This is a genomic window from Ectothiorhodospira shaposhnikovii (assembly GCF_016584105.1).
Taxonomy (GTDB): Bacteria; Pseudomonadota; Gammaproteobacteria; order Ectothiorhodospirales; family Ectothiorhodospiraceae; genus Ectothiorhodospira; species Ectothiorhodospira shaposhnikovii.
This window is the reverse complement of record NZ_NRSM01000014.1, coordinates 72780-97006: the sequence shown is the minus strand read 5'-3', so window position 1 is coordinate 97006 and position 24227 is coordinate 72780. Positions and strand designations below refer to the sequence as shown.

The following is a 24227-nucleotide window of genomic DNA, read 5'->3' as shown; positions in this document are numbered from 1 at the left end:
CGGTGAGACCCGTAACTGGACGCCGGTGGGTCCGGTGTGGCTCAACCCTGAAATTCAAAATGATCCTCGTGCTTCATTAGAGGCTGCATGACCCGGGTTCCAACCACCTTGACAGCCGCCGGTATTTTCTCTTTAGTGAGGCCTATGAAGGGGACTGGCATATCCGTCTGGCCTCTGAGCAGCGTCTCCATGACATGACAATGGACGACGGCGGCAGTGTGACCGTCAACTTGGCACAGGGGGCGCCAAGTGATGCGCTGTTGCTGTATTTGGTTTCCGATGCCACGGAGCGTGCGCGTTTGAAACTGACCCGGGATATAAAATGATGCGAAAAACCATAATGTGGTTCAGTGGTTTCGGGCGCTGTCTGACGTGGAGATCATCCTTCAGTATGAGCAAGACTCCTTTTGGAGTCTTGCTCATACTGTCAGTATTGGGCAGTCCGGCGATGGGTTCGGATCCCATCAATCCTTGCCCTGGGGTGAGTATCGAAGCCATCAGTCACCTGGATATGGGATTGCTCAGGACCGCTCGAGGTGCGCGTGGGTGGGCGGTGCTTCAGGGAGATCGGACGCTGATCACCTCTGACGATATCAGTATTTCTTCCAGTATATCCCCAATGCCTGGGATGTTCCGTATCACCGCCCCTCCCGGTCGAGAACTGACTCTGGTGCTGGAAGTGATCCAGGATTGGCCAAATCCCGACCAGGTCAGACTGATTCAACCCCTGTTGAGTGAGCGAGGACGAGCGTTACCGCGGGACAGTGAGCGATGGCGATTGGTTACAGCAAATACTGATATGCAGTTCGTGGAACATCTGGTTGAGCTGGGGTTGGAGCTGCAGATTCGCGCAGTTTCCGGGCCTGAGCAATTCCATACCCGTATTCGAATGACATGCACCGGGAGCCGGCTGCTTTATTGATCTTGAATTCATGGAGCCCGCCAGATGTTTCGGGAATCAGATTTTGAAGTGCTGGCAATGGAGTAAGACTTAGTCTTATTCTGCATCAATAATTGTTTTCAAAATGGATGAAAATCTTGGTTTTTAAGAGGGTTATTTTATTGTAGTAAGTGTACCATTGGTCTGCATCGTCCGGATTTTGGCTTATTCTTGCCAATCATGATAATGAAGGGATATCTGTTATGGATAAAAGGCCAATACCACGCAGGGAAACAGGACCGGATTATGGGTCTATACCCCCGATTACCGTCTGGCTGGTAGGGAAGCAGGTTTATTTCAATCAGGATCTTCAGCTTGAACTGCAGAGGCGGAATATTATCTGCATCAAGAATGTCAGCTTCGATTCGGCTCTGACAAGGGCGTATCTTCATCTGATATCAGACTGCGTGCTTCTGGATATGCGGGACTCAGAGTCAAAGGCATTTGAACTCATCGACACGATTCGTAGCCAGGCATTGAAAGATCGCCAGATACCGCCTACCTTGATCGCCATGAGCCCAGGAGCAGACCAGGCTTCATTAAAGCGAATCTTCATGAAACAGGTGGATGATTTTCTGCTGAGTTCTGCAGCGATTGATGATGTGGTGAGGGCACTTGTCCGAGGTGCGGCACTGAACCGGATGCGCAAGAAGACACTGTCCGGTGACTTGGTGCATGCTGCGGAGAATGTCAGTCAGGACTTGACCCATCTTGATCTCAAGCAGCAGCTCAAGGAGGTACTGTCTGATTGTAATTATACAGAGGTGGTGAAGGCTTTTGAGAAAAAGCCATATCTGCCTTCCGTCAGTATCTGAGATTCATAAGCCCCCGGGTTTCAGATTGCCGTCCGGCGGACTGGCAAGGGCCTGACATAGCGACCGGCTACGTTGCAGGGCTTCACGTGATCCGTCAAGAGAAAACTGTTCCCGTATCAAGCCATCCTGGGCCGTGATGCTCAACAGCAGCTGTTTTCCATGCATCAGGTCGTTCATCCAGGGGCCTATGCTGTCTATGAAGAGGTAGAGGAAAAGTCCCTGGCTGCCACGGGAGAGGGAAAGATGACCCCGGGCCTGGATGATATTTCTTTCATCCACCCGGGATTGAACGGAATCGATGGCCATGTCCTGATCGTGTGGGCTGGATTTTTCCAGAACGCTCAACAGCAACGGTGCTGGGGCACAATGAGGTGGAGCGAAGTCCACGATGAGCAAGGTGTCTTTGTGCACCAGGGACGATGTGGCCGCCCGGACAGCATAGACATGGTCCAGATAAAGCGCGCCTGAATACCATTCCCGATGCTGTTCCACCAAATACAGACTGTGGAGTTCCTGGGCCCACACCGGGATGGGGCCCAGGTACAAAAAGCAGGCAATGGCAAGGCCTACCCGCACATTCATGAGCTCCTCTGGACTGGTTTAACGATTGGTCAGTTCCTGTTCAATCAACTGCCTGAGGTTTTGCATGGCATCCCGGTCCACAGCTGACAGTTGCAGGTTTTCCAGAGCTTGATCGATGAGGCTGAGGGCCTGCGTGAGTTCCACTGCTGTCATGGACTGAACATTGAAGCCGGTTATTGCGCCGGGAATGATGCCGCCCTCAGCGGGTGTCCCCATACCAGGGGTGGTCGGTGGGGCAACGGGGGGAACGATGGTCGGGACGATGATGTTGGTGGGGGGGGGCGTCACGATGGCTGCTGGTGGTACGACGGGCACTTCTCCGGCTATCAGTGTTGCGGGCAGGGCCAGGATCAGGATGGATCGGAGTTTTCGCTGCATCACATGCCGCTCCTAAAACAATTCATCGAATACCCAGGCGACGGCCAGCAGGTAGCGCCTGCCATCCACCCGGTCGGTCACGTCGCCCATGGCTAAGGTGACCTGCGCGTTATATTGCCGGAATGGTTTGATATTGAGACCTGCAATCCATTCGTCGCCAGCCCAGGAGGCGCTGGCGGCGAAGTGGCGGGTCAGGCCGACGCCAAGACCATAAAAATCGTCGGCATCCCGCCCCAGATTGCTGATGGCGGTGCCATACCCTGCCGTCAGCATCATGGGCACGGGGCGCCCGGGATTTCCCGGATTGGCGTTGAACACCGTGGATGCCGATATATAGCGATTTCGGTCCACTTCCCTCGCATCACCCCAGCGCGCCGCATTGCCAACCCCTATTGCAACCGAGCTGATCCCCTGGTGGGTCAGCCCGGGCAGTACACGATGCAACTTGAAGTTGATGTTGCCGTCTTCGGCAAACTCCGAGGGGGTGGTGCTGATGATGCCCAGGGTGACCTCCATGCCCACCAGGCGCCTGGCATCACCCAGGCCGATGCCCAGGGCGGCGGAACCGTCATGGTCCGAGGACTGGTTGCGCTCACGTTTGTCGGTCAATACGCCGGCTGCGAACGCGGAACCATGGGGTAGTCCAAAGCCGGTGACAACACCGAAATTGGTGGCCTGGGGTTGGGGGAGTGGATCCCGAAGCAGGGCTTGTAAGTATTCCAGGAACTGTGCTTCCGTGATGGGCTGGCTACCGGGTTGTTGGGCGGCCACCCCGGCGGGAATGACCAGAGCCAGGAGGCAGGCAAGCAGTCTGTAATGGATCGGGTGATGATGATGTCTGGCGAGTGCTGATCTTGCCTTCCAGAAAGATCCGGGCATGTGCATGAGCGATTCCCTCGGCTTTAGCAGCATCTGGGTTGATTTTCATCCGACACCATCATCCATTTCATGGATGGAACTTGAAACCGGAAATTGATCGAAAATGGAAGTAACCCGGCAATCAGGAATCAGCAACATCACGGGCAATTCCAGGTTTTTTCAAGGGGTTTTCATATCCTGTTGTGGGCGCCTTTTTGCGGTGAAGCGACTTCCCGCCCGCGGGGCCTGTTTGGCGTAGTTGGCCCTGTAGCGGCTGTAAGCACGGTTGTAGCCGTAATAGTTACCAGCCGCAGTGGGTATGTACTGGTTGACCACGCTTCCCAGCACACATGCTCCTGATCTTTTTAGGCGTTTGATGGTCTCCGTGACTTCCGCCATCTTGTGGGTGCCGCTTTTGAGTACGATCAGCGTGCACAACCCATCCCTGGCCATGGTGGCTGCATCGGCAAACAGCAAGGCCGGTGGTGTGTCAATGATCACCCGGTCGTAGCGCTGGGCGGCTTCTTTCAGCAGGGTCTTGAAGCGGGCGCTCATCATCAGGGAATAGGCCCCGGTGGAATAGGCTCCGGCACTGATGACATCCAGCCCGGTATGCTCCAGAGGCTGGACCACATCCTCCAGGCGATGCCCTCCCACCAGGTAATCGGTGAGTCCTGGGCCATTCGCGCCACGGGGCAGATAGGGTTCCAGGGAACGTCTGCGGATATCGGCATCAATCACCAGCACCCGGGCACCTCCCTGGCCCATGACTGCCCCCAGATTCATGCTCAGGAACGATTTTCCCACTCCGGGTGAAGGCCCTGTCATGATGAGGATCTTGCGGGTCTGCAGGTCTCCGGCGATGTGCAGTCCCGTGTTCAGGCTGCGGATCGCTTCCACAGAGGGCTCGTTGTCATCTACGGTCTGCAAGGGAGGGATCTGCTTGCCCTGTCGCGCCGATCGGGATAGCTGGCGCTGAAGCTGGCTTTCAGGTATGACGCCGAACACCGGCAGGCCGGTATCCCGTTCCAGTTGATCCGGATCGTGAACCCGGCGACCAGCCACGTGAACCATGAATGCCACACCGGTACCCCCCATCAGGCCCAGCAGCGTGGCGATGATCAGGATTCGCCATGGATGGGTACCCACGGGACGAAATTCAGGGACCGCCGGATCGATGACCCTTACCGATCCGACGATTCCCGCCTGGGCGATTTCCAGTTCCTGGGCAGTGTTCAACAGGCTGACGTATATCTCGGTGGCGGCCTGAACGTCCCGCCTCAGTCCCAGCAAGGTCTGTTGGGCTACCGGCAGCCGATTGATGTGTTGCTCCGCTTCCTGAAGTTCCTGACGCAGGCGGATAATCTGCCGGTCAAGTGCCTGAATCCGAGGGTGTTCCACTGTCAGGCGCAGTAGCAACTCCTCACGGTTGGCGCTCAGTTCGGAAAGCTGGGTATCCAGTTCAACCAGTTTTTTCAATACCCAGGAGGCATCCCTGTCCAGATCGGTGGTGCCTTCGGTCTGCATGAAATCGATCAACACCTGTTCCGCCTGCTCCACTTCGCGCCGCAGCCCGGGGATCTGCCCTTCAAGAAATGTCAGTGTGGAGCGGGCCTGTTCCGATCGGCGCTCCACGTGCTGGCGTTGGTAGCTGGCTGCGATGGCATTGCCGATCCGGGCGGCCTCGGTCGGCGTGCCTGCCTGTACCGACAGATGCACAAGGCCTGTCTGACGGCCCACTTCACGTATGGTGAGGTGTGACCGTAATTCCCGGGTGGCGCCGAGTTCTGTTTGCCGTCTGAGTAGATAGCGGGATCCTGGCGTGGCCTGCAGGTCCTGGATTCTCACCAGTGCTCGTTGCTCTCCGTCAGCCAGTTCGACGAGCTCACCCACCTGACCTTTTCCAAGGGGTTGCCTGGTGGTGGCCGAATACATCAGAAAGTGACCATTCTCCCGGGCTTCAAGAATCAGCGCCGCCTCCGGCCAAGGGCCATCAAACTCCAGTCTGCTCACCTCCACGCGTGCTCCGTGACCGGTATAGTGCCTCAACCATCTGTCCAGCGGGGGCAGGGAAAGCAAGGGGAAATCCGGAGCCAGGGGGCGACCCAGTAAGGGAGCCGGCACAGGATCGGCCTTGATGTGGAGCTGAAGGTCCCGTACTACCGGTCCCAGCACCATGCGGGACTGCATGATCTCCAGTTCCGTGGGAATGCCCAGGCTTTCCGGCAGGAAGTCGGTGCCCAGTTGAAAGGCCAGGCCGGTTGACTTCAGTTCCACTTGCAGCAGGGCAGTGGACTGGTACTGCGGCAGGGATTGCCAGGACAGGAAGGCCCCCAGGAGCATCCCCAGGGCCGATCCACCCAGGATCTGCCATTTTCCCCGAAGGGCAAATGCCACCAGTTCGCTCAGGTTGATCGTGTCTTCCGTATCATTGCCTGTCCCTGGCGAAACCTCCAGGGTGGAGGGGACTGAGTGTTGTGAACCGGGATCCTGGTGGCGAGACATCAACTTGATTTCCTGAGTGTCAATGACTGAAGAGGGGGCCGCGATCGGCTTCCGTGAGTACGAGCAAAGAGGGAAGCAATTGATTGATGAAACGGTTCCATCGGGTGATGGGGGCTGCATCCACATAGATCACGTCCCGCCCCGCCAACTGGAAACGGTCACCCAGCAGCAGACCGTCTGCCTGACGCAGATCCAGGTAAAAGATACGGGGGAGTTCAGTGGTGCCGCGCAGCACATAAACGCTCTGCGCCCGTGACGTGATGGGATCCGGTCCCGCGGATTCGGCCAGGGCCTGGGTCAATGTCAGGCCCGCCCTGGGGATGGCAAGGCTGCTGTTGCGTTTGACTTCGCCCATTACATAAACCCGTGCGCCGCTGTTGTCAGGGACGTACACAAGGTCGGTTTCTTGAAGCAGGAGGCCCTTGGCCTGTTCCGCCTGCTCGAACATGTCCAGCACGTTCACCCTGAAGAGGTGGCCATTGCGGGTTACTGAAACCCGTCTCAGATCGGCGGTTTCCAGCGGTCCCCCGGCAAGATAGATGGCATCGATCAGCGTGATGGGGCGGTCCTGGATGGCGACGGGCCCCGGGCTGCCGACCGCACCCACCACGCGGACCTGACGTCCCCGATACTCAAGAACTCGCACATCCACCTGGGGGGCTTCAAACACCCTGGAGAGCCGTTGCGTGATCAGCGTCTGGGCTCCCTGGGCGCTCAGGCCAGCCACCCGAACCCGGCCGACGTAAGGGAAGAAAATGGTTCCATCCTGTGCCACCACATGCCGTGGCAGGGTTTCCCGTTCAATCAGGGCAAATTCTTCCTGTCCCCACACGGTGATCTCAAGTACATCGCGGACCGCGATCCTGTAATCGGCCTGCAATGCTTCGGGGGTTGCCAGCGGCATGGGGGCGGAGGGCGGCGGGGAGATCAGGTCCTGGCGGCTGACTGTGACCGGTGTAATGGCCATCACCTCGGCCCTCAGGCCGGAGGGGGTTTCATAGATCCCATCCGCGGCTGCGCTTTTTTCCAGTTGGGGAGGGGTGGGCATTTTCATGCCCGGCACGGTACAGCCCGATGCCAGGAGCAGAACACAAATCAAAAGACTGCTGAGAGTAAGGAGGCGTAGCGCCGGTGAGCATTTTGTCTGAGACACGCTTGACCTTCCTCAGTCTTGAATGGGGTGACGGCCCAGATTCTAAGCCTTTGAGAAAGGACTATTAGCTTCACTATGTGGGTAAAAGAATCCGATATGAAAGTGATTGGATGTTAATGGCGCAGGGGTAATCCAGGATCGCCCCATTTGACGCCGAATTCATGCGATGCACATCAAGATGATCTCTCTGAAATGGATGTAATACCTTTTAAGGGCGAACCCCGTCACAGTTAATCTTCGGTTCAGGAAATACTGAAAAATCCCTTTCAGCGATCACTGCGAAGGCGGAAGTCCGAAAATGACCAGTCCTTGACTGGTGGGTTCCTGCTTGTGCGGAAAGGATTTGTTTCAGGACATCCGTAACAACAGGGCAGATCCATGCCCCGAAAAGGAAGAGCCGCAGGGTGGGAGCACATGGGACGATCATGGTATCTGGTTTATTGCAAACCCAGGCAGGAAGAAACGGCTGCACGGGCACTGGAGGCTCAGGCCTACCAGGTCTATCTTCCCAAGGTACGCCGAAAGTCACGGCGCACCGGGTTCGGTCGTGTGCAGGATGAGCCCCTGTTCCCTCGCTATCTGTTTGCTGCGTGCAGTCAGAGGGAGCAAAGTCTGGCTCCGATCCGTTCAACCCACGGTGTCAGCACCCTGGTAAGATTCGGCGAGCACTATCAACCGGTGAGTGATCGGGTTGTGATCGCCCTGAAGGAGCAGGAGGATCCAGTGACCGGTTGTCACCATCTTCAGGAACCCTCCTTCATGCCTGGAGAGAAAGTCACCATTATCCGGGGGCCACTGAGTGGCCTGGAGGGCGTCTTTCAGGCTGCTACCAGTGCGGATCGGGTATTCATTCTCCTTGACTGGCTGGGTCGGCGATCGCGTGCCAAGGTTGCGCTGGATGATATACGCGCCACGTCATGACGTTCACTGGAGATGCGTCAGCAGATACATCAGCCTCAGTACATCATGTGGTAAGTGATTACGCCGGCAATCTCATCACTGGCACGGCTGCTATGGCCGGGATCCTGAAAATGGACGATATTAGCCTGCAGCGATCTGGATGGGGAAAGTGCGTGCCGCATGACCAGTTCCAGATTGCGCTGTCTGCCTGTGGGTGCAAGGTCGGCGGTTTGACGCTCGAAGGTCACCAGCCCTTCAGGGGTTCGGCCTGTCGGGATGTTGAACTCGCCCAGGGCGGTCTGAACCCGCAGGGGCTCGTGATAAACCAGCGCCCATTGGGTATCTTCTCCACGGATGTTGATGCCCATGGTCATTTGTCGGGCCTCCATGTCCTGGATCTGTTTCAGCATGCTGTCCCGGAAGGACGGATTGCCCTGGGCCTGTCGATATTCCGCAAAAAGACTGATTCGGTCGTCGATCCAGGCATCAATACCCGCCTTGATGAAGTGGGTCACATGCTGGCCGTCGGTATTCAGGGCGCCGCCTCCCCGGGTTCCCAGAAAACGATCCTTTTCGATGAGACGGCTCATTCCAAGAGTCAAGGACCATTGTTCACTCAGGTTGAATATGAGGCTTGAATCCATGTGTTGGAGGGGGGTGGTGGATATTCCATGGCTGTACTCCGTTGCCCACCAGTAGCGGCTGACCAGGGTGAGTCGCTCATTGACAGGGTAGCGGCTGGCAAAACCTGTGACTGAGTCGGCATGATCCGCCAAACCGTGGGTGCCATTGACTGAGAGCATGGGTAATTCAGCCTGTGGTGTGCCAGGCAGGGGCTGGCCACCGGAGAGGTGATAGGCAGACAGGCTGACACGTTCGCCGTGCCAGTCCAGTGCCATGCGAACCGGGTTGCCATCGGCATCATGGTTAGCCTGGACGTGGTAGTTGAGGTGGGTCTGCGCCATGGGGCTACTGCCTACATGTCGCATGTGCTGGAGTATCCGATGTTCCGAGTCCCGTCTGGGATCATGAGCAGGAGCCACTCGCGTTGTCATATCCACGCGATAGTCCCGCCCCAGTTGATCAAAGCCCGTGACGTTGGAAAGGATGCCGTTGTTGGACAGGGCATCACCGAAAGCGGGGGCAAGTCGCATGAAAGGCTGGGTGGGGAGGGTCTGATCATTGATTGATGCAAGATCCGCGGCAGTGGTGATGCTGATTTCTCCCTGGGGTTGCATGGCGGCATCCAGATCCAGCTTGCCTTGCCCGTAATAATACAATCCGCAATCAATCGTGCCGGATGTGCCACATTGGTATGTTCCGTACTGAGGGCTGAAGCTTCGGTCCGCCGAGACCAGCAGCAGTGTGCTCACCTGGATTGCATCAAGGTGAGGCCAAAGAGAGCGCAGCGTGGCGGCAGCGGCGGAAACCACGGGAGCGGCCACGGAGGTACCGCTGAGAAGGGTATAGGCGTTGTCGGCACGCTGATCCGACGTGCGGAGATTTTCCCCGGGGGCGAGGATGAAGCGTGCCTGGGTTGATGTGTTGTCTCCCGGGTAGTTCGAGAATTCGGCCCTATCGGTTTCGGCGGCATTCAGGGCCCCGACGATCAGGTACTGGTCATATATTGCGGAGGTACCACGTAGTGCCGGAGCCATCTGGTTGCCGTTACCCGCGCTTTGCACGATGAGGACGTCATTGTCTCTTGCGGCCTGGATGCCGGCATTGGTGTTGGCGACATTTGTCAGGGTGCCGTTGTAGCTGTAGTTGAACACTCTGGCACCTTGCTGGGCCGCATGGGCCAGCCCCTGCAGGCTCACTGCGGTGGAAGCGGTCCCATCTTCCGTGCGTGAAACCTGAATGTCCATGAGCTGTGCATTTCCGGCATAGCCGGTGTATTTCCCTGCCAGGATTCCCGCCACGGAAGTGCCATGCCAGTGTTTGGGGGTGGTGTCATCAATGGCACCGAATTGCTGCTCTCGATCCAGGGTTGTCTGATTTGCATTCTCGGGTGACTGCTCACCGTAACCGCGGACTGCGTTGTAGCGATAGGCGATGATACCTTCGAACTCCTGGTGGGTAGCGCTGATACCTGTATCAGCCACCGCCACCAGAACAGGTCGCCCGCTTTCACCTTCCTGTGGGACGAGAACCTGATCCGGATTACTGACTACTCTGGAAGGATTGGAGGTGTTGATATTCCCGGGGTTGGGTTGGACGTTCTTTCCGCCACCACATCCATATAGCGACACACTGGCCAGGAAAACGCTCAGAGTGATGGCGCTTGATCTGAAGACGACGTAAGAGTGACGGTGCATTAGATAGCCTTCTGGAGATAGCCTTCTGGACTAACTGCGTTCCATCAGGGAATTGCTGCGATATCCATTGAATCGACAGGGTTTATGCAGGCGCTGCCTGTTGGCCTCGCTGATTTCCCATTAAATTACCTTGAAGAGACCTGAAAAGGCTGACCGTCAGAGAGAGGAAATGCCCCGTTGATCGGTTCCAAGAGGTTAAATTCCTTTATTTTTGTGTGGTGTGGGATGCCTGTGATGCGTGTTTCTGCGGAGGGAATGTTCCGTTGTGGCGCTAATGAAAGTGTTGTCTTGGCCGGTTTTCTCGGCATTTTTTCTTGTAGCGTTACAGTGTTTCCTCCATTGTTGAATGATGATGCTTTCATGCTGGTTTTAATTGATTTCAATGTGAAACATTATTAAATATTAAGTTCGATTGATGCTGTTACCTTCCTGAGGACGAAAAGGTTCTGAGTGCGGCTGTTTGGAGGCCGGATTCGGCACTTGATTTCACTGTCTTTGTGAGGGTGAGGCATGGAAGGATTAGCCCCGTCTTATCATTGGTCCTGGGTGATCTCTATTCCTGGACTTTTGGCCTTAATGCTGATGATGACCGCACTGATGATTGTGGTCATGTTGCTGAAATTATGGTTGATGAAGGGGCAGACCTTCTACGGTCTGGTCGATCATCCCGGTGCACATCGGTTGCATCAAAATCCCACGCCTTTACTTGGTGGCATTGCCGTTGTCCTTTCGTTGCTGATTTGCCTGGGATTAGCCAGATTATGGTCTGCAATCAACGGAGTCGAGTTTGCCCTTTTCCCTTTGGGTGTTTTGTTTGCGCTCATCATGCTGCTGGCGGTTGGCGTCTGGGACGATGCCCGTCAGATTTCCGTAAGAATTCGTTTTGCGGCACAGGGGTTGGCGGCTGTTGCCCTGCTGCTGTCCGGGGTGGTGATCACCGATATGGGAGTCATTGACCTGGGGGCAGATTGGGGTTGGCTCTCTTTGGGTATGTTCCTTGGAGTCGGCGTGACCCTTTTCGCGATTATCGGGTGCATCAATGCATTCAATCTTATCGACGGCATGGATGGGCTGGCCGCCGGACTGGGGACCGTGACCCTGACGGGCCTGGCATGGGTGGTGCTGGAGACCCGGGATGCAGCCGGTCTGATGCTGGTTCTTACCCAGCTTGGCGCATTATGTGGCTTTCTGCTGCTCAATGCCCGTATCGGGCGGCCTCGGGCGCTGGTGTTCCTGGGGGATGCGGGGAGTACCACATTGGGATTGTTGCTGGCCTACTGGGTGATCGCCTTGAGTCAGTCGCCGGTTGCAGCAATGCCGGCAACCGCGGCCCTGTGGCTGTTGGGTATTCCGATCATTGATACCCTTCGGGTGATGTTCGAGCGGATGGCTTCCGGCCGTTCCCCTTTTCATCCAGGGCATGAGCATCTCCATCATCTCCTGTTGAGCACCGGCATCGGCGTCAATTCGACCTTGGTCACATTGCTGGTGATGCAGGGGGGAATGGTCATGATGGGGGTCTGGCATGCATCTGGTCATGCCTCCCCCATGGTCATGGTGATTCTCTGGGGGCTGCTGGTGCCTGCTTCCATGATATTGGCCTGGGCCCTTCGCCGCCTTTCGAGGGTGTCCGTCTCTGGCCGCAAGGCCCGGCCGATCACGGCAGAGGGCCGCTGATCCCACGCACGACTTTCTTCATATAGGTTGATTGCGCGTTTCCTCCTTCCAGAAGGGGGAATACCTCCAAAATGGATGTTTTCATCCTGCTGCCGCCGGTTTCCCCGAGTTTATAGTGATGCCCCTGCGCCGTTCAGCGTGCCGGAAACGGTTCCTGGTCGGCAGTAAACACAAATACCCTTACCTGTGATTTGACGGCTTATGCCTTGGGAGTACGGTTTCTGGTAGTCAGCGGCAGGGGCGTTTGACAAGCGGTTAAGGGATAAACCGGGGCAACTTTCATGATCTCAATGCTCAAGGCGCTCGTCCGGAAGACACCTGATTGGCAGCGCTGGGCCATCACCGTGCTGGCCGGGATGGCGGGGGCCATACTCAACTGCTGGCCGATCGAAGTCATCTGTTGTCCTGCTGATGAATACCACATTCAGATCCTGCCCGGTCTGCTGGTGGGGTTTGGATTGTTCATTCTTTTCGGTCTTCGCTGGGCAGTGCTGGGAACGGCCCTGGCGGCGTTGCCGACACTGTTTCTTTGGCACACCTATCTCGCCATTCCGGTATTTATCCTGGAAATTGCGGTGGTAGGCTGGCTTGCCGAGCGCCGTGGGTGGACCCTGCCGTTTGCGGATCTGGTGTACTGGCTCGCAGTGGGCATACCCATTTGGGGGATCTTATTCATTTGGGAGGCCCGGGTGGATCAGATCGGGGCGGCCATCATGTTGATCAAGCAACTGTTCAACGGGATGGTGCTTGCCGCGGTCGCGTCGTTGATTATTCTGCTGGTCGTGGGCGATGTCACCCGGATTCGCCAGTCCGTCAGGCCTTTGGTGTATTCGATCGGCTCCGTGCTGTTCAATGTCCTGGTGGTCATGATACTTATGCCCCCATTAATCATACTGTTGATTCATGCCCACTTGCTTGGTGTGCCCCAGGAATGGGCCTGGTCTTCGGAAGGGTTTTTCCGGTATTTCTCATTGTATTCAGCCTCGCTGGTGGCTGCCATTCTGCTGGCGGCCTGGCTGAATCGCCTGTTCATTCATTCACTGGTTCTGACGGCTGATGCCGTGGATCAACGGGTGGCAAGCGCTTCGATTCCGAGGATTCGGACCCGTATCCTTGAGCCTGATGCCTTGAACCTTGCACTGGTACAGTTGGTGTCCGAGTTTCAAAAGGAACACAAGCAGGTCATTCGACAGACTCAATGGCTTGAGCGGCTGGTTTACCGCTCTCCCATCGCCATCTGGTGTGGTCAGGTGGGGCAGGATGGAATGGTCAACACCACGTTCAGCAATGGTGCGGTGGAGCAACTGACCGGATTGAAGGCCATTCCTGATTCTCTGGCCCTGATGGAGCGGGTTCACCCCGCTGACAGGGGGAAATTCCAGAATCTATTTCGCCTCCTGCAGTTGCAGGGCCATGCCAGGGAAGAAGTGCGTTTCATGGAGTCATCCGATCACTTCAAGTGGGTGTATTTCGGCATCAGCCTTCTCGATTCAGAGCCCTGTGATCAGCCTGAGTGTATCAGCCTGATGATGGATATCAGCGAACTCAAATACAGCCAATCCCAATTGGTTCAGGCGGCGAAAATGGCCATTCTGGGGGAAATGACCACGGGCGTCGCCCATGAGCTGAATCAGCCCCTGCAGGTGATTCAGCTTGCCGCCGACAATGCCTTCGAAGCCCTTGAGCAGGATGGGCTTACCCAAACCACTGTGGGTTATGTGAAGGCACGGCTTTCCCGGATTACCGATCAGGCCCGGCGGGCAGCGGATATCATTGACCATATGCGGGTATTCGGGCGCCGTTCGGAGCAGGACGATCGGGAAATCACCCTGGTGGAAGTGGTCGATGGCGTACTGTCTCTGGTGGGGCAGCAATTGACGGTCGGTGGGATACAGGTCAAGGTGGCGCACCAGTCACCCTCCGTGGCGGTAATAGGTAAATTGCAGCCATTGGAGCAGGTTTTGCTGAACTGCGTCAGCAACGCCCGTTATGCCTTGAAGGAGCGGGCCAACCTTGCCGCCAAACAGGGCGATACTGAATTTGTGCCGATGTTGGATATCAGGACTTACCGCTGTATCCGGGAAGGCAGGGAGGAGGCGGTGCTTGAGATTCGTGACAACGGTGGAGGGCTCTCCGAGGAGGTCATGGAACATCTCTTTGAGCCGTTTTTTACCACCAAACCCGTGGGACAGGGGACGGGTCTTGGACTGTCCATCAGTTACGGCATCATTAGCGATCTGGGGGGAAGAATTGAATGCTGTAACCACGATGGCGGCGCCGTTTTTGCGATCTTTCTGCCCGCGATTCCTTCAGATATTTCCAGTTCTCACTGACCTGAGGGCATTACCGGCGAGATCTGCCACTGAATCGGGTGCCGGTGGCGATGAATCGTGATGCCGGGAGCAGTGTATCTGAGGTGGGGGGCGTTATCGGCGATTGGGAGAGGGTGATGACTGATGACGGTGCTCCGGGCAATGCGTACCTTGGACTGAACTCGGAGCTGGAGATGCAGGCTCTGCTTCGGATCTCCGTATCCATCGGGCGAAGCCTCGACCTTCAAACCATGATTGTCCGGTCTCTGAAATGCCTGGTTCAGGTTACGGACTCTCTTGGTGCGATTGTGCTCAAAAGGGCCGGGGATGGGCAGGGTTCCTGGGAATTCAGTGGGGAGTTACCTGAACACATGGTCCGGCATCCTCTTTTCCAGCGTCTGACCCAGGAGTATCCGCTGGAGATGCTCTGGAAACGGTTGAACGATCACGAAGCTGGCGGATACCTGATGGTGGAGGTTGATTCCTGCCGGTATTACGTCTTTCTTCTGCCATCATTTGGACTGCTTTTCATCCTGAAGCCGGCTCTTTGCCTTTCAATGGCGTTTTGCGCAGCCTTCACGGCCCTGGCAGACAAGCTCGCCCAGTGCTGTCTGGCATGCGAACAGAATGAAGAGTTGGAGAAGTGGCGTGAATTCGAGCGCCTGCTTACCCGTTTCTCTCTGAGGTTCATTACCGCCAGGGAGCCTGATCTTGACCCCCTCATGGAAGAGGCGTTGGAAAAGTTTGGCCAACTGGTTAAGGCAGACCGGGCATTCATCTTTTCCTACGATTTCGAAGCTTACACGGCAAGCAATACCCACGAATGGTGTGCGCCTGGTATCAGTAGCGAAAAAGCCAACTTGCAGTCCTACCCCCTGGACGGTTTGGAGGTTTGGGTGAGGGCTCATCAGGCGGGTGAGATCTATCGGGTGGCTGACGTCACGGCATTGCCTCCAGGGGACCCCGTTCGCCAGGCCCTGGCGCCCCAGGGCATCCGGAGCGTGGTCAGCATACCCATCATGGGCAGTGATGGTTGTCGTGGTCTGGTGGGATTTGATTCGGTTCGGCACTTGAGGCACTGGGGGCGTATTGATGTCACCATGCTGCGTTCGCTGGCCGACATGATGGCAAATGCCGAGATTCGTCGGCAACGCCAGCGTGAGATGGCAAAAATACAGCGGGAGCTGGTCGAGTCCCGGGATCGGTCCAATCGGCTGGCTCTTCAGGCCCAGGCGGCGAATGAGGCTAAATCCCGTTTTCTGGCCACGGTAAGCCATGAGCTTCGCACACCGATTACCGCCATGCTTGGGGTTGCCGAGCTGCTGATGGGTTCAAACCTGGATGAACGGCAGAGCCGGCACGTCAAGTCGCTGGTGAAATCCGGCGAGTCTTTGCGAGGGATTGTCAACGAAGTGCTGGATTACAGTGAGATTGAGGCCGGCAGACTCAAGATTCATCTGGATGTGGTGGAGCTGCCGAAAATGCTCAAGGAAACCATTCATCTGCTGGAACACTCCGCCAGATCGCGAGGCAATGAACTGCGGCTTGATCTTGCCCCGGATCTGCCGACTGCGGTCTTGCTCGATCCGGTACGCATGCACCAGATCATCTGGAACCTGGTGGGTAATGCCATAAAGTTCACGACCAATGGTCTCATCGTGTGTTCAGTTCGAATGGAGTCGGTGGGCAGATCAATGGTGGGGTGTCATCGCCTTCGTTTCAGTGTGTCGGATACCGGCATTGGAATCTCCAGACAACTTCAGGGCAAGGTGTTCGAACCTTTTTTTCAGGTACCCGGGGTGTCGGAAAAAGGAAGGACAGGGACAGGGCTTGGCCTGAGTATCGTTCAGCATCTGGTCCAGGCGATGGGGGGGCGGTTACACCTGGAGAGCAAGGCCGGCCTTGGTACCCGTGTCTGGTTCGTGCTGGATGTGCAGGAAGGGGCCTTGGAGGACCGGGAGCCTTCAGGCATGTTTGAGATGTTGGCCCCGTTGGCGCATCCACCGGGCGCATCTTGCCGGCAGCCGGATGTGCCCAGAAGGCCCAGGATATTGCTGGCGGAGGACAATGACGATGTCCGGGATCTGGTGGCCGAGACCTTGCAGAGTCTGGGGTGTTCAGTGCTGTGCGCCGCCCATGGCAAGGAAGCGGTGGACTATCATGCCAAGTCGAGATTCGATCTGGTCTTGATGGATTGCCAGATGCCGGTCATGAATGGCCTGTTGGCCACCCGGTTGATTCGCAAACAAGGGGAACACGGGCGCCGTGTACCCATCATCGCCCTGACCGCAGCCTTGTCAAGGGACCAGTGGGAGGCCTATTTGGAGGCCGGAATGGATGACTGGTTGCCAAAGCCATATACCCGTAAGGAGCTGGCAAAAAAACTCGAAAAATGGTTTGAGGTCGATCGTTAGTTCTTTTGGGATTCTGCTCCATTCCGGAGTATTTGTCCTTCCGTTGTGGATGTGGATCTCGGGCAATCAGGACGTCGGGGTGTTCTAATGAATAGAAGATGAGAGCCCCGTCACGTTGCGTTGTCTTGTTGCTAAGGCCGCACTGGCGCTGGCGTGTTGCACGCTTGATCACACGGTGAGGTCTTCCCATGATCCTGTACAAGCCTCTTTTGTCTCCCGATGAAATCGCCTTCATTCAGGAGTTGAGCGCCCGTCCTGCGACAGAAAGCACTCCGCCCAAGTGTAGCCAACTGGATCGCTGGGCACTGATCATCGAAGATGATGGCATGGTACGCAGTGAACTGGCCTCGGCCATTTCCAGGATGGGTATTCTGTGCTGGCATGCAGGTAATCTGGCTGAGGCCCGACGCAGAATGCTGGAAGAGCCTCCGCCTTCGATTGTGTTTCTCGACCTCAGGTTGCCTGATGGCAATGGAATGGAGCTGCTTAAGGACGAGGGATTTCAGCGTTGGCGGAGGCGTAATGCCACCCAAGTGGTGGTGATTACAGGTCATGGGAGTGCCCAGTTGGCGGAGGAGGCCAGTGGTCGGGGGGCTTTTGCGTTTTTGAGAAAACCTGTATCGCTCCGCCAGCTCAAGGAAATTACTCAATTAAGTCTTGTAAGACAGGATTATGAAAACCTGCAGGGACAAGGTAAGTGATGCTGGTACAGGAAGACAAGCATTGCACAATGCTTACTAGTCAAGATTCCTCTGCAGTTGCCGCGAAAGCCCCCTTGCGGGTGCTTGTGGTGGATGACGAGATCGGGATTCGACAGGAGGTAATCTCGGACCTGCAGCGTCGAGGTATCGACAGTCTTTCCGCGGATTCACCGGATGAGGCATTGTCCTTGTTCAGTTCCGGTGTGGATCCTGACTGCATGCTGATTGATTTGATGATGCCTAAAAGAGATGGGTTTCTTCTGATCGACGACATCAGACGTTTTTGCCAGGAGCGGCAACGTGTGCCGCCCGCAATGATTGCGATGACCGGCGAGGTCAGCCAGGACTTCATTCGGCGTATTTTCCGCAAGAAAGTGGATGATTTTCTACTGAAACCCGTGACGATGGCAGACCTGCGTGAGGCAATCCTTAGGGCTGCCGCATTGACTCGTCTCAGGCGTCGCCTGTTCGATGAACGTCTGGGCGCGCAAATCGATTCCAGTAGCGGCCAGATTTCATCTGGCGAGGCCAAGGAACTCCTTGCCACCCTGGTTCCTGCAGGAAATCTTGAGGAAATCTGTAACGCCATCTGCGAGGAAGGCGTGCTTCCTCCTGTGACGATCTAGTGACTTCCTGGATTGTTCTGTCTGAGGTTGTGATCGTTACTGCGAGTCATGAGTCCGGGTTCTTTCTGACGATTCGGTTCGTTCAGAAGCGGTTCGGGCTGACGGTCTTCCCGGTTGAATGCGGAACACCAGCCGCCGATGGCTTCAGATAGAACGGTGATGGTTTCCACAATCTGCTGTGGGTCTGAAAGATCAGGTTCAACGATGTCTCTCAGGCTCCACTCGTTTAACAAATAGATCCTGGATCTGGCTTCGGGAAAACTTTTGATCAACTCGCGGGCAAGAAGATCGTCCTGGGCCAGCATGTGGGAACTGGAATCCACCAGTTCACGGGTAAGCGGAATGCTTGAATAATTTTCGAGTTTGATGCCTACCTTGGACAGCGTTCTGGCCATGGGAATGGAAGGTGCCAGGGTGTGTGAAGGGATCGTGGCCGCGGAGGTGACCTTAGCCTGACTGGATAAGGTGGTCGTTTCTCGGAACAAGGCTGAGGCTACAGGGCCCAAGGTTTGACCGTGGCGGGTGATAATCAGTATGTTGAGGTCGTGTGCAGGCATGATGGCAACTCAGGATTGGGTGTAATACGCGGATGGACAAGCCAGGTATCGAAGGCCAGGTTGACGCTGCCGGCCAGATGCAGTGCGGAAGGAATACACGGCAGTTGATGAACCATTTGCAGTCCGGTTTTGTTTTCCAGTGCGCGCATGGCCTGCTGTTGGCTGGAGTCTCCCAGCGGAAGGGTCTGATGTGGAAAATGCGACTGTACCCGCCGGGCATGCCAGTGACGCCCTCTCCGATACAGGGTCCAGCGTTCACGGATGTTGTCGACATCGGCCAGGTCCTCGGCCCGTGATTCGCTCGCCGTTGACAGAAGGCCGCCATCCAGTCCCCCAGCGTCAGAGGGCAGAATCACAACATGGTCACGCAGAAGGGCGGGAGTACGGATGAGTTCTGCGATCTCATGGATGCCGTGGAGGTTGCCTTGGTGGCCAACCACTGTGATACCGCGTCCCGACATGGTGTGACGCCTGGTCCGCAGAAAGGTTACCGCCTGGATGACCGGTATCCGGAGGCACTCTTCGTGCCTGATGGGGAAATACCCCAGCCATTTGTCCATGTCGCGATCTGGTGGAATGCGCTCCCGCCAGACCAGGGTTGTCAACGATGCGCCGTCGGCAGGTGTCTGGTGGGGAGGGCAGCGCAGAAACACGACCTTTCCTTCTATACGCCGTCCGCTTCGATTGATTCTGGCAAGGCGCCAATTTTGACCGGTATCGGAGATATGCTCAAAGATACCCGCATCTACGTCGAAATCGCCAATCTGGTGTCTTTGATCCACACAAATCAGGTAATGTGTCTCTGTGATGAAGGCTGACCTGTGCATGAACAGGGATTGAAAGTAGGTGTTTCCAAGAATCTCTGATCTCTCGTGGTTTCGTTGATTGGATGAGATCATCTTGACACGCGACTTGCCGATGATGCTGGAGAGATGCCGTGTTATTTTATCGGCAATATCCGTGTCGTTCAGGCAGATCAAAATGGTCTTGCGGGAATCTTGAAATGACAATGCATGCTGGATGATGTGCTTAAACAGATGATCCCGGCTGCATGATTCTTCTATGATGGTTCTTGGGGTTGCTGCTCGTCGGCGTATATGGCATGAGGAAAGATCATCTTCATCAAGGGTCAGTATGGGGTTGATGTGACTTCTCTCATTGTTGTTTTCGGATCTTTGAATGAAATGTCCGGATGGAAAATAAAGCAAGGCGGAACAAGATGCCTGATTCTGCAGTACGTGATCCAGATGGCTTGATGGCGTGGGCTGGTACTCAGCATGCCCACTTTCCATCCAGTCCGGCATGTCCAGCAAGGTAATGCTGGGTGATTCCTGGAAACGATCGAAGTGCTTTGGAATGGTGTAAGGGAAAATTTCCCTGATGATCAGCGGAGGGGTGCCTTGTTGTCTCAAACTGACGCTTAGTCCGGTCAGTACTGGAGTCAATGAGGTATTCGCTGCCAAGGCGAGATTTTCAGTGGTCAGTATTTTTGCAATGGCGATGGCATTTTCGGTTTCCCGGTCCGTGCCGTTGAAGGTGTTGCGAAACAGGACGAAATGCCTTGGAACATGGCCGGTCGCCATGAGGCCGTCATAGGATGCGGCCAAAACCCATATGGTGGGAACGGCGCTCTTGCCACAGGCGGAGGGGATGTCAATCCTGCCCGGTGGTTTACCCTGGATCAGCGCCTGAAAAAGGCGGTACTGCCAGGGATATGGAATGAACCCTGTCAGAGAACGGAATCCTGTATTGAAAAATGTCTTCGGAGAAGAAACCTGAATCCGGCCGGACTTAACGGAGGGGGCTTTGGTCATGTTGTCCATGACAGTCATTTTTATATGAACCGCATGGAAATCCAGGCGCTCCAAGTCACGATGAGGGTCAATATGCTGATTGAAATCGAAAGAAGAGCCAGCCCTGTCAGGGTATCCAGCATGTTATCCAGTCGTTCCAGTCTTTGCTGTGGGGGCACCGAATTGGTGCCGGCAGGCACGCAGGCTCCCGAGTCAGGGAGCGCTGCTGGATTGAGAAGTATGAGATTGACCTGAAGCGGTCCCGGTTCACGCCGGACTGGCAATGAGGCGACTTGGTGATACTCCCTGATGGGATGGTGTACTTGATGGTTCATGGCCTGTTCCTTCACTTCCGAGCTTTCAGGTTGCCGGTAGTGGGAGTTAAAGTGAAATAAAAATGACTCCATTTTGGAGTGGTTGATGGGGTTGGATTGCGTGTAGAGCACCTTCCTCCAGAGATGTGTCTTGAGATGCTGCAATTCTGGATCTAATGAATGCCGCCGCTGCTGTCAGTGAATCTCTTGTGTTCGTTAAAATTTCCAGATTGATTGATAATTTGGTGGTTTTTTTCTTTAGCATAATGGTACGCCGCGCCGTGAGTTGTCGGTGTTCAGGGGGGCTGAGTGGATTACGAAACATTGGAATCGAGTAAAGTGCTGGTTCTGGATGATGAATCAGGGATTCTGGAAGAGCTTGGCATCATGATTCGCAGAGCAGGCTTCATACCATTGACTACCCTGGATCCAGGCAAGGCGCTGTCCATGCTCAAGGAAGACCGCTCGATACGAGTGCTGGTTTCCGACGTTCGCATGCCGGAGTGGAATGGTATGGATCTGGTTAGGGCGCTCTCCAATTCCCAGGGGGACGAACGGGCCGAGATCATATTCATGAGCGGATATGCCTCGATAGATCAGGTACAGGATGCCCTTCGCATGGAAGCGGTGGATTTTCTTTTCAAACCATTCCGTGAGCAGGAATTCATCAAGGCAGTACGCCGCGCCCTGCGACGGGACCTGGAAAAACGTCAGCTCAAGGAGGTTCTGAGCATCACGCAAGGTCAGCTCAGTAAGATTGAGTCGCGTCTGCGCTATCTCTATTCTGAAAAAGAGGAAATTGATCCGGTTCCACCCGAAGGCCCACGCCGCATGGGCGTGGGCGAGCGTGAGAATGCACTGGCCAGCGCCGGGGTCAGCCGCATTCTGAAAAAGTCAGCGGAGGCCAGGACGTTGCGGACGCATTTTTTTGATCCGGAGCTGTGTTCTGGAGCAACCTGGAATATTCTGGTTGATCTGATGATTGCCCGGCTGGCTAACCGGCCTGACTATGTTTCCAGCCTGGCGGTCGGTTCGGGGATCCCGTTGACGACAGCCCTTCGTCATGTGGAGGATCTGGTCAACAGAGGCTTGGTTCGGAAGGAGCGTGATCCATCCGATCGCCGGCGTGTCTTCCTGTGGTTGACTGATGGGGCGGCCGAGAGCATGGAGCGTTTTCTGGAGGCTTGTGCCAACGAAAGTTTGCTGGAAATCTGATCGTTCCATGCCATTGATTTGGAGAACACATGTCCCTGGAAAAAGTCGTCTTCAGCTTTTTCATCCTTCTGGCCCTGACCCTGAACTTCGGCTTCGTCCTGGGAGAGTTCGACAATCCGGATCATCACCACAGCTATGAGCTGCTGGCGGTAATCGTGGTGAATCTCATCGCCACCGTGCTCAAGTTCGGTGACCGCACCCAGACCGGGGCGCTGCTGCTGGCCAGTTCGCTGGTGGCCGTGCTGCAGTTGCTGGTGGCCGGGGTGGTGTGGGCCTACGCGGCCCATGTCAGTGCCACGGGCGTGGACGCAGTGATGATGGCCAGCATCGTTTCCCTGGCGGCGGGGGCCCTTCTGGCCAATATCGTATCGGTGGTACTGGTCATCATCGACACCGTGAATCTGCGCCGCTAGTCGGCGTCGAGGACGGCCCCATGAATAAGGTCATCTTCCTGTTCCTGCGGCGCATGCGTACCCCGTTGCTGGTGCTGATCGGGGCGTATACGGTGTCCGGTGTCGGCCTGCTGCTGATCCCGGGGATGGACGACCAGGGCGAACCCTGGCGCATGAGCATCTTCCACGCCTTCTACTTCCTCAGCTACACCGCCACCACCACCGGTTTCGGTGAGGTGCCCCATGCCTTTACCGATGCCCAGCGGATGTGGGTCACTTTCAGCATTTATCTCACCATCGTCGCCTGGCTCTATGCCATCGGCAAGATCCTCACCCTGATCCAGGACCCGGCCTTCAGACAGGCCCTCGGTTCACATGCCCTTGACCGGGCCGTGCGGCGTATGAAGGAGCCGTTTTACATCGTCTGCGGCCATGGTGATACCGGCTCCATGCTGGTTCGGGCCATGGTGCAGCGGGGGCGTCATGCGGTGGTGATCGACTACGACCCGGATCGCATCAATGATCTGGAACTGGCGGACCTGACCCTGCATGTGCCGGGGCTGTTGGGGGATGCCAGCGTCTCGCGCCATCTCAAGGCCGCGGGGCTCCTGCATCCCCTGTGCCGGGGGGTGGTGGCCCTGACCGACGACGAGGAAGCCAATCTCAAGATCGCCATCACCAGCAAGCTGCTCAACCCGGAGTTGCCGGTGATCTGCCGCGCCCATACCCGGTCCACCGAGGACAATATGGCCTCTTTCGGCACCGATCACATCATCAACCCCTTCGATGCCTTTGGTGAGCGCCTTGGACTGGCCCTGCGATCACCGGGGCTGTATCTGTTGCGTGAATGGCTGACCAGCGTACCCGGCTCCCCTCTGCAGGAACCGGTGCATCCCCCCAGGGGCACCTGGATTCTGGTGGGGTTCGGGCGCTTCGGCAAGGCGGTGCGGCGGGCCATGGTGGCGCAGGGATTGAGCACGGTGGTGATCGAGATCGATCCCTCCCGTGCCGGATGTGACGGCCCCTGCGTGGAGGGGCGCGGCACCGAAGCGGACACCCTGCGTCTTGCCGGAATTGATCAGGCCGTGGGACTGGTGGCCGGGACGGAGCAGGACACCAACAACCTCTCCGTGATCATGACGGCCCGGGACCTGAAGCCGGATCTGTTCATGATTGCCCGTCAGAATCATTGCGACAATCAGGACCTGTTCGATGCGGCACGGCCGGCTCTGGTCATGCGCTCCAGCGAGATGATCGTGGAGTCCATACTGGCCCATCTGGGCAATCCCCTGCTGGCCCGTTTTCTGCTGCTGAGCCTGGGTCGGGGTGAAGCCTGGGCCAATGAACTCCTTAGCCGGATCAGCGGGGTGACAGACGAGCGGGTGCCCGAAGTCTGGCGGGTACACGTCACGGCCAAGGGGGCGCCTGCGCTGCATGCCCTGATCCGTGAAGGCCATCCGGTCACCTTGGGGCAATTGCTGGAGGCTGGTCAGGCACGCTATGCGATCCTCAACTGCGTGCCCCTGATGCTTTGCCGGGGAGGAGAAGAGAGATTGACGCCATCGGAGGACACCCTCATCGAACAGGGCGATCGGCTCCTGCTCTGCGGCCGCCCCCGTGCCGCGGACTATCTACATCATCTGCTGCGTGATCAGCAGGCCCTGCGCTATCTTGTGACCGGTGACAATCGCCCGGATGGCTGGATCTGGCGTATGCTGGGCATGGGGCGTCCCGAGCCGGCGGCAGGCCCGGATCGGGATCGCTGACGGCAGGGATT

General features: G+C 56.4%; 21 protein-coding genes. 12 read left to right on the top strand and 9 right to left on the bottom strand.

All coding sequences use genetic code 11. The features are described 5' to 3' along the window. Positions 1 to 194: 194 nt before the first annotated feature. Positions 195 to 326, top strand: a complete 132-nt coding sequence (locus CKO35_RS18215) for a hypothetical protein (protein ID WP_274600823.1) — start codon at positions 195 to 197, stop codon at positions 324 to 326. Positions 327 to 1143: 817 nt separating this feature from the next. Then, entirely contained in the window at positions 1144 to 1755 is a 612-nt protein-coding gene (locus tag CKO35_RS09795) for a response regulator (protein ID WP_200175323.1), read from the top strand. A gap of 3 nt (positions 1756 to 1758) precedes the next feature. On the opposite strand, the gene CKO35_RS09790 is transcribed toward CKO35_RS09795, so the two are convergent. The 5 genes from CKO35_RS09790 to CKO35_RS09770 form a co-directional block, all read right to left on the bottom strand. Then, on the bottom strand, positions 1759 to 2337 hold the full coding sequence (locus CKO35_RS09790) for a hypothetical protein (RefSeq protein WP_200175321.1): 579 nt from the start codon (positions 2335 to 2337) through the stop codon (positions 1759 to 1761). 18 nt (positions 2338 to 2355) lie between these two features. Then, positions 2356 to 2715, bottom strand: a complete 360-nt coding sequence (locus tag CKO35_RS09785) for a hypothetical protein (RefSeq protein ID WP_200175319.1) — start codon at positions 2713 to 2715, stop codon at positions 2356 to 2358. Positions 2716 to 2727: 12 nt separating this feature from the next. Next, positions 2728 to 3594: a hypothetical protein gene (locus tag CKO35_RS09780; RefSeq protein WP_200175317.1), complete on the bottom strand. Its 867-nt coding sequence runs from the start codon at positions 3592 to 3594 to the stop codon at positions 2728 to 2730. Positions 3595 to 3753: 159 nt separating this feature from the next. Further along, positions 3754 to 6078, bottom strand: coding sequence for a polysaccharide biosynthesis tyrosine autokinase (locus CKO35_RS09775; protein ID WP_200175315.1), 2325 nt, complete (start codon positions 6076 to 6078; stop codon positions 3754 to 3756). 19 nt (positions 6079 to 6097) lie between these two features. Continuing rightward, positions 6098 to 7132, bottom strand: a complete 1035-nt coding sequence (locus CKO35_RS09770) for a polysaccharide biosynthesis/export family protein (protein WP_200175308.1) — start codon at positions 7130 to 7132, stop codon at positions 6098 to 6100. A 513-nt stretch (positions 7133 to 7645) separates the two neighbouring features. Between CKO35_RS09770 and rfaH the strand changes: the two genes are divergently transcribed. Continuing rightward, positions 7646 to 8152 (top strand): transcription/translation regulatory transformer protein RfaH, encoded by a 507-nt coding sequence (gene rfaH, locus CKO35_RS09765; protein WP_200175306.1) that lies wholly within the window; start codon positions 7646 to 7648, stop codon positions 8150 to 8152. Between the two features lie 35 nt (positions 8153 to 8187). Here the strand turns inward: rfaH and CKO35_RS09760 are convergent, their stop codons facing one another. Then, complete coding sequence (locus CKO35_RS09760; RefSeq protein ID WP_200175294.1) at positions 8188 to 10242, bottom strand: S8 family serine peptidase; 2055 nt, start codon at positions 10240 to 10242, stop codon at positions 8188 to 8190. Between the two features lie 384 nt (positions 10243 to 10626). On the opposite strand from CKO35_RS09760, the gene CKO35_RS09755 reads away from it, so the two are divergent. From CKO35_RS09755 to CKO35_RS09730, 6 genes are all read left to right on the top strand, one after another. Further along, positions 10627 to 10848 (top strand): hypothetical protein, encoded by a 222-nt coding sequence (locus tag CKO35_RS09755; protein WP_200175293.1) that lies wholly within the window; start codon positions 10627 to 10629, stop codon positions 10846 to 10848. Between the two features lie 111 nt (positions 10849 to 10959). Beyond that, the gene (locus CKO35_RS09750; RefSeq protein WP_200175291.1) at positions 10960 to 12126 is read left to right on the top strand and encodes an MraY family glycosyltransferase; all 1167 of its coding nucleotides are present in this window, start codon (positions 10960 to 10962) and stop codon (positions 12124 to 12126) included. 281 nt (positions 12127 to 12407) lie between these two features. Then, entirely contained in the window at positions 12408 to 14459 is a 2052-nt protein-coding gene (locus CKO35_RS09745; protein ID WP_200175289.1) for an ATP-binding protein, read from the top strand. 350 nt (positions 14460 to 14809) lie between these two features. Then, positions 14810 to 16852 carry a GAF domain-containing hybrid sensor histidine kinase/response regulator gene (locus CKO35_RS09740; protein WP_200175287.1) on the top strand — a complete coding sequence of 681 codons (2043 nt, stop codon included), beginning with the start codon at positions 14810 to 14812 and terminating at the stop codon, positions 16850 to 16852. A gap of 188 nt (positions 16853 to 17040) precedes the next feature. Beyond that, the gene (locus CKO35_RS09735) at positions 17041 to 17553 is read left to right on the top strand and encodes a response regulator (RefSeq protein WP_200175285.1); all 513 of its coding nucleotides are present in this window, start codon (positions 17041 to 17043) and stop codon (positions 17551 to 17553) included. Beyond that, entirely contained in the window at positions 17553 to 18179 is a 627-nt protein-coding gene (locus CKO35_RS09730; protein ID WP_242467129.1) for a response regulator, read from the top strand. Before CKO35_RS09735 ends, CKO35_RS09730 begins: the two co-directional genes overlap by 1 nt. Here the strand turns inward: CKO35_RS09730 and CKO35_RS09725 are convergent. Genes CKO35_RS09725 through CKO35_RS09715 form a run of 3 tightly spaced genes read right to left on the bottom strand, consistent with a single transcriptional unit; the run spans position 18176 to position 20975 of the window. After that, positions 18176 to 18736, bottom strand: a complete 561-nt coding sequence (locus CKO35_RS09725; RefSeq protein ID WP_200175276.1) for an arsenate reductase/protein-tyrosine-phosphatase family protein — start codon at positions 18734 to 18736, stop codon at positions 18176 to 18178. The genes CKO35_RS09730 and CKO35_RS09725 overlap by 4 nt on opposite strands. Then, the gene (locus CKO35_RS09720; protein ID WP_200175274.1) at positions 18709 to 20559 is read right to left on the bottom strand and encodes a P-loop NTPase family protein; all 1851 of its coding nucleotides are present in this window, start codon (positions 20557 to 20559) and stop codon (positions 18709 to 18711) included. The genes CKO35_RS09725 and CKO35_RS09720 overlap by 28 nt, the downstream gene beginning before the upstream one ends. An 11-nt stretch (positions 20560 to 20570) precedes the next feature. Next, on the bottom strand, positions 20571 to 20975 hold the full coding sequence (locus CKO35_RS09715) for a hypothetical protein (RefSeq protein WP_200175272.1): 405 nt from the start codon (positions 20973 to 20975) through the stop codon (positions 20571 to 20573). A 177-nt stretch (positions 20976 to 21152) separates the two neighbouring features. Here CKO35_RS09715 and CKO35_RS09710 point away from each other — a divergent pair, with 177 nt between their 5' ends. The 3 genes from CKO35_RS09710 to CKO35_RS09700 are packed head-to-tail and all read left to right on the top strand — an operon-like array spanning position 21153 to position 24216. After that, positions 21153 to 22058 (top strand): response regulator, encoded by a 906-nt coding sequence (locus tag CKO35_RS09710; RefSeq protein ID WP_200175270.1) that lies wholly within the window; start codon positions 21153 to 21155, stop codon positions 22056 to 22058. A gap of 29 nt (positions 22059 to 22087) precedes the next feature. Further along, positions 22088 to 22471, top strand: coding sequence for a DUF6394 family protein (locus CKO35_RS09705; RefSeq protein ID WP_200175268.1), 384 nt, complete (start codon positions 22088 to 22090; stop codon positions 22469 to 22471). A 20-nt stretch (positions 22472 to 22491) separates the two neighbouring features. Beyond that, positions 22492 to 24216, top strand: coding sequence for a potassium channel family protein (locus tag CKO35_RS09700; RefSeq protein ID WP_200175266.1), 1725 nt, complete (start codon positions 22492 to 22494; stop codon positions 24214 to 24216). The last annotated feature ends 11 nt before the right edge of the window (positions 24217 to 24227 follow it).

What these genes read in the sequence shown, in the direction of transcription:
- CKO35_RS09780 (WP_200175317.1), bottom strand. Translation starts at nt 3,594, where the DNA reads ATGCCCGGATCTTTCTGGAAGGCAAGATCAGCACTCGCCAGACATCAT.
- CKO35_RS09705 (WP_200175268.1), top strand. Translation starts at nt 22,088, where the DNA reads ATGTCCCTGGAAAAAGTCGTCTTCAGCTTTTTCATCCTTCTGGCCCTG.
- CKO35_RS09725 (WP_200175276.1), bottom strand. Translation starts at nt 18,736, where the DNA reads ATGCCTGCACACGACCTCAACATACTGATTATCACCCGCCACGGTCAA.
- CKO35_RS09700 (WP_200175266.1), top strand. Translation starts at nt 22,492, where the DNA reads ATGAATAAGGTCATCTTCCTGTTCCTGCGGCGCATGCGTACCCCGTTG.
- rfaH (WP_200175306.1), top strand. Translation starts at nt 7,646, where the DNA reads ATGGGACGATCATGGTATCTGGTTTATTGCAAACCCAGGCAGGAAGAA.
- CKO35_RS09785 (WP_200175319.1), bottom strand. Translation starts at nt 2,715, where the DNA reads ATGCAGCGAAAACTCCGATCCATCCTGATCCTGGCCCTGCCCGCAACA.
- CKO35_RS09775 (WP_200175315.1), bottom strand. Translation starts at nt 6,078, where the DNA reads ATGTCTCGCCACCAGGATCCCGGTTCACAACACTCAGTCCCCTCCACC.
- CKO35_RS09750 (WP_200175291.1), top strand. Translation starts at nt 10,960, where the DNA reads ATGGAAGGATTAGCCCCGTCTTATCATTGGTCCTGGGTGATCTCTATT.
- CKO35_RS09790 (WP_200175321.1), bottom strand. Translation starts at nt 2,337, where the DNA reads ATGAATGTGCGGGTAGGCCTTGCCATTGCCTGCTTTTTGTACCTGGGC.
- CKO35_RS09730 (WP_242467129.1), top strand. Translation starts at nt 17,553, where the DNA reads ATGCTGGTACAGGAAGACAAGCATTGCACAATGCTTACTAGTCAAGAT.
- CKO35_RS09745 (WP_200175289.1), top strand. Translation starts at nt 12,408, where the DNA reads ATGATCTCAATGCTCAAGGCGCTCGTCCGGAAGACACCTGATTGGCAG.
- CKO35_RS09735 (WP_200175285.1), top strand. Translation starts at nt 17,041, where the DNA reads ATGATCCTGTACAAGCCTCTTTTGTCTCCCGATGAAATCGCCTTCATT.
- CKO35_RS09740 (WP_200175287.1), top strand. Translation starts at nt 14,810, where the DNA reads ATGGTCCGGCATCCTCTTTTCCAGCGTCTGACCCAGGAGTATCCGCTG.
- CKO35_RS09795 (WP_200175323.1), top strand. Translation starts at nt 1,144, where the DNA reads ATGGATAAAAGGCCAATACCACGCAGGGAAACAGGACCGGATTATGGG.
- CKO35_RS18215 (WP_274600823.1), top strand. Translation starts at nt 195, where the DNA reads ATGACAATGGACGACGGCGGCAGTGTGACCGTCAACTTGGCACAGGGG.
- CKO35_RS09720 (WP_200175274.1), bottom strand. Translation starts at nt 20,559, where the DNA reads ATGGACAACATGACCAAAGCCCCCTCCGTTAAGTCCGGCCGGATTCAG.
- CKO35_RS09770 (WP_200175308.1), bottom strand. Translation starts at nt 7,132, where the DNA reads ATGAAAATGCCCACCCCTCCCCAACTGGAAAAAAGCGCAGCCGCGGAT.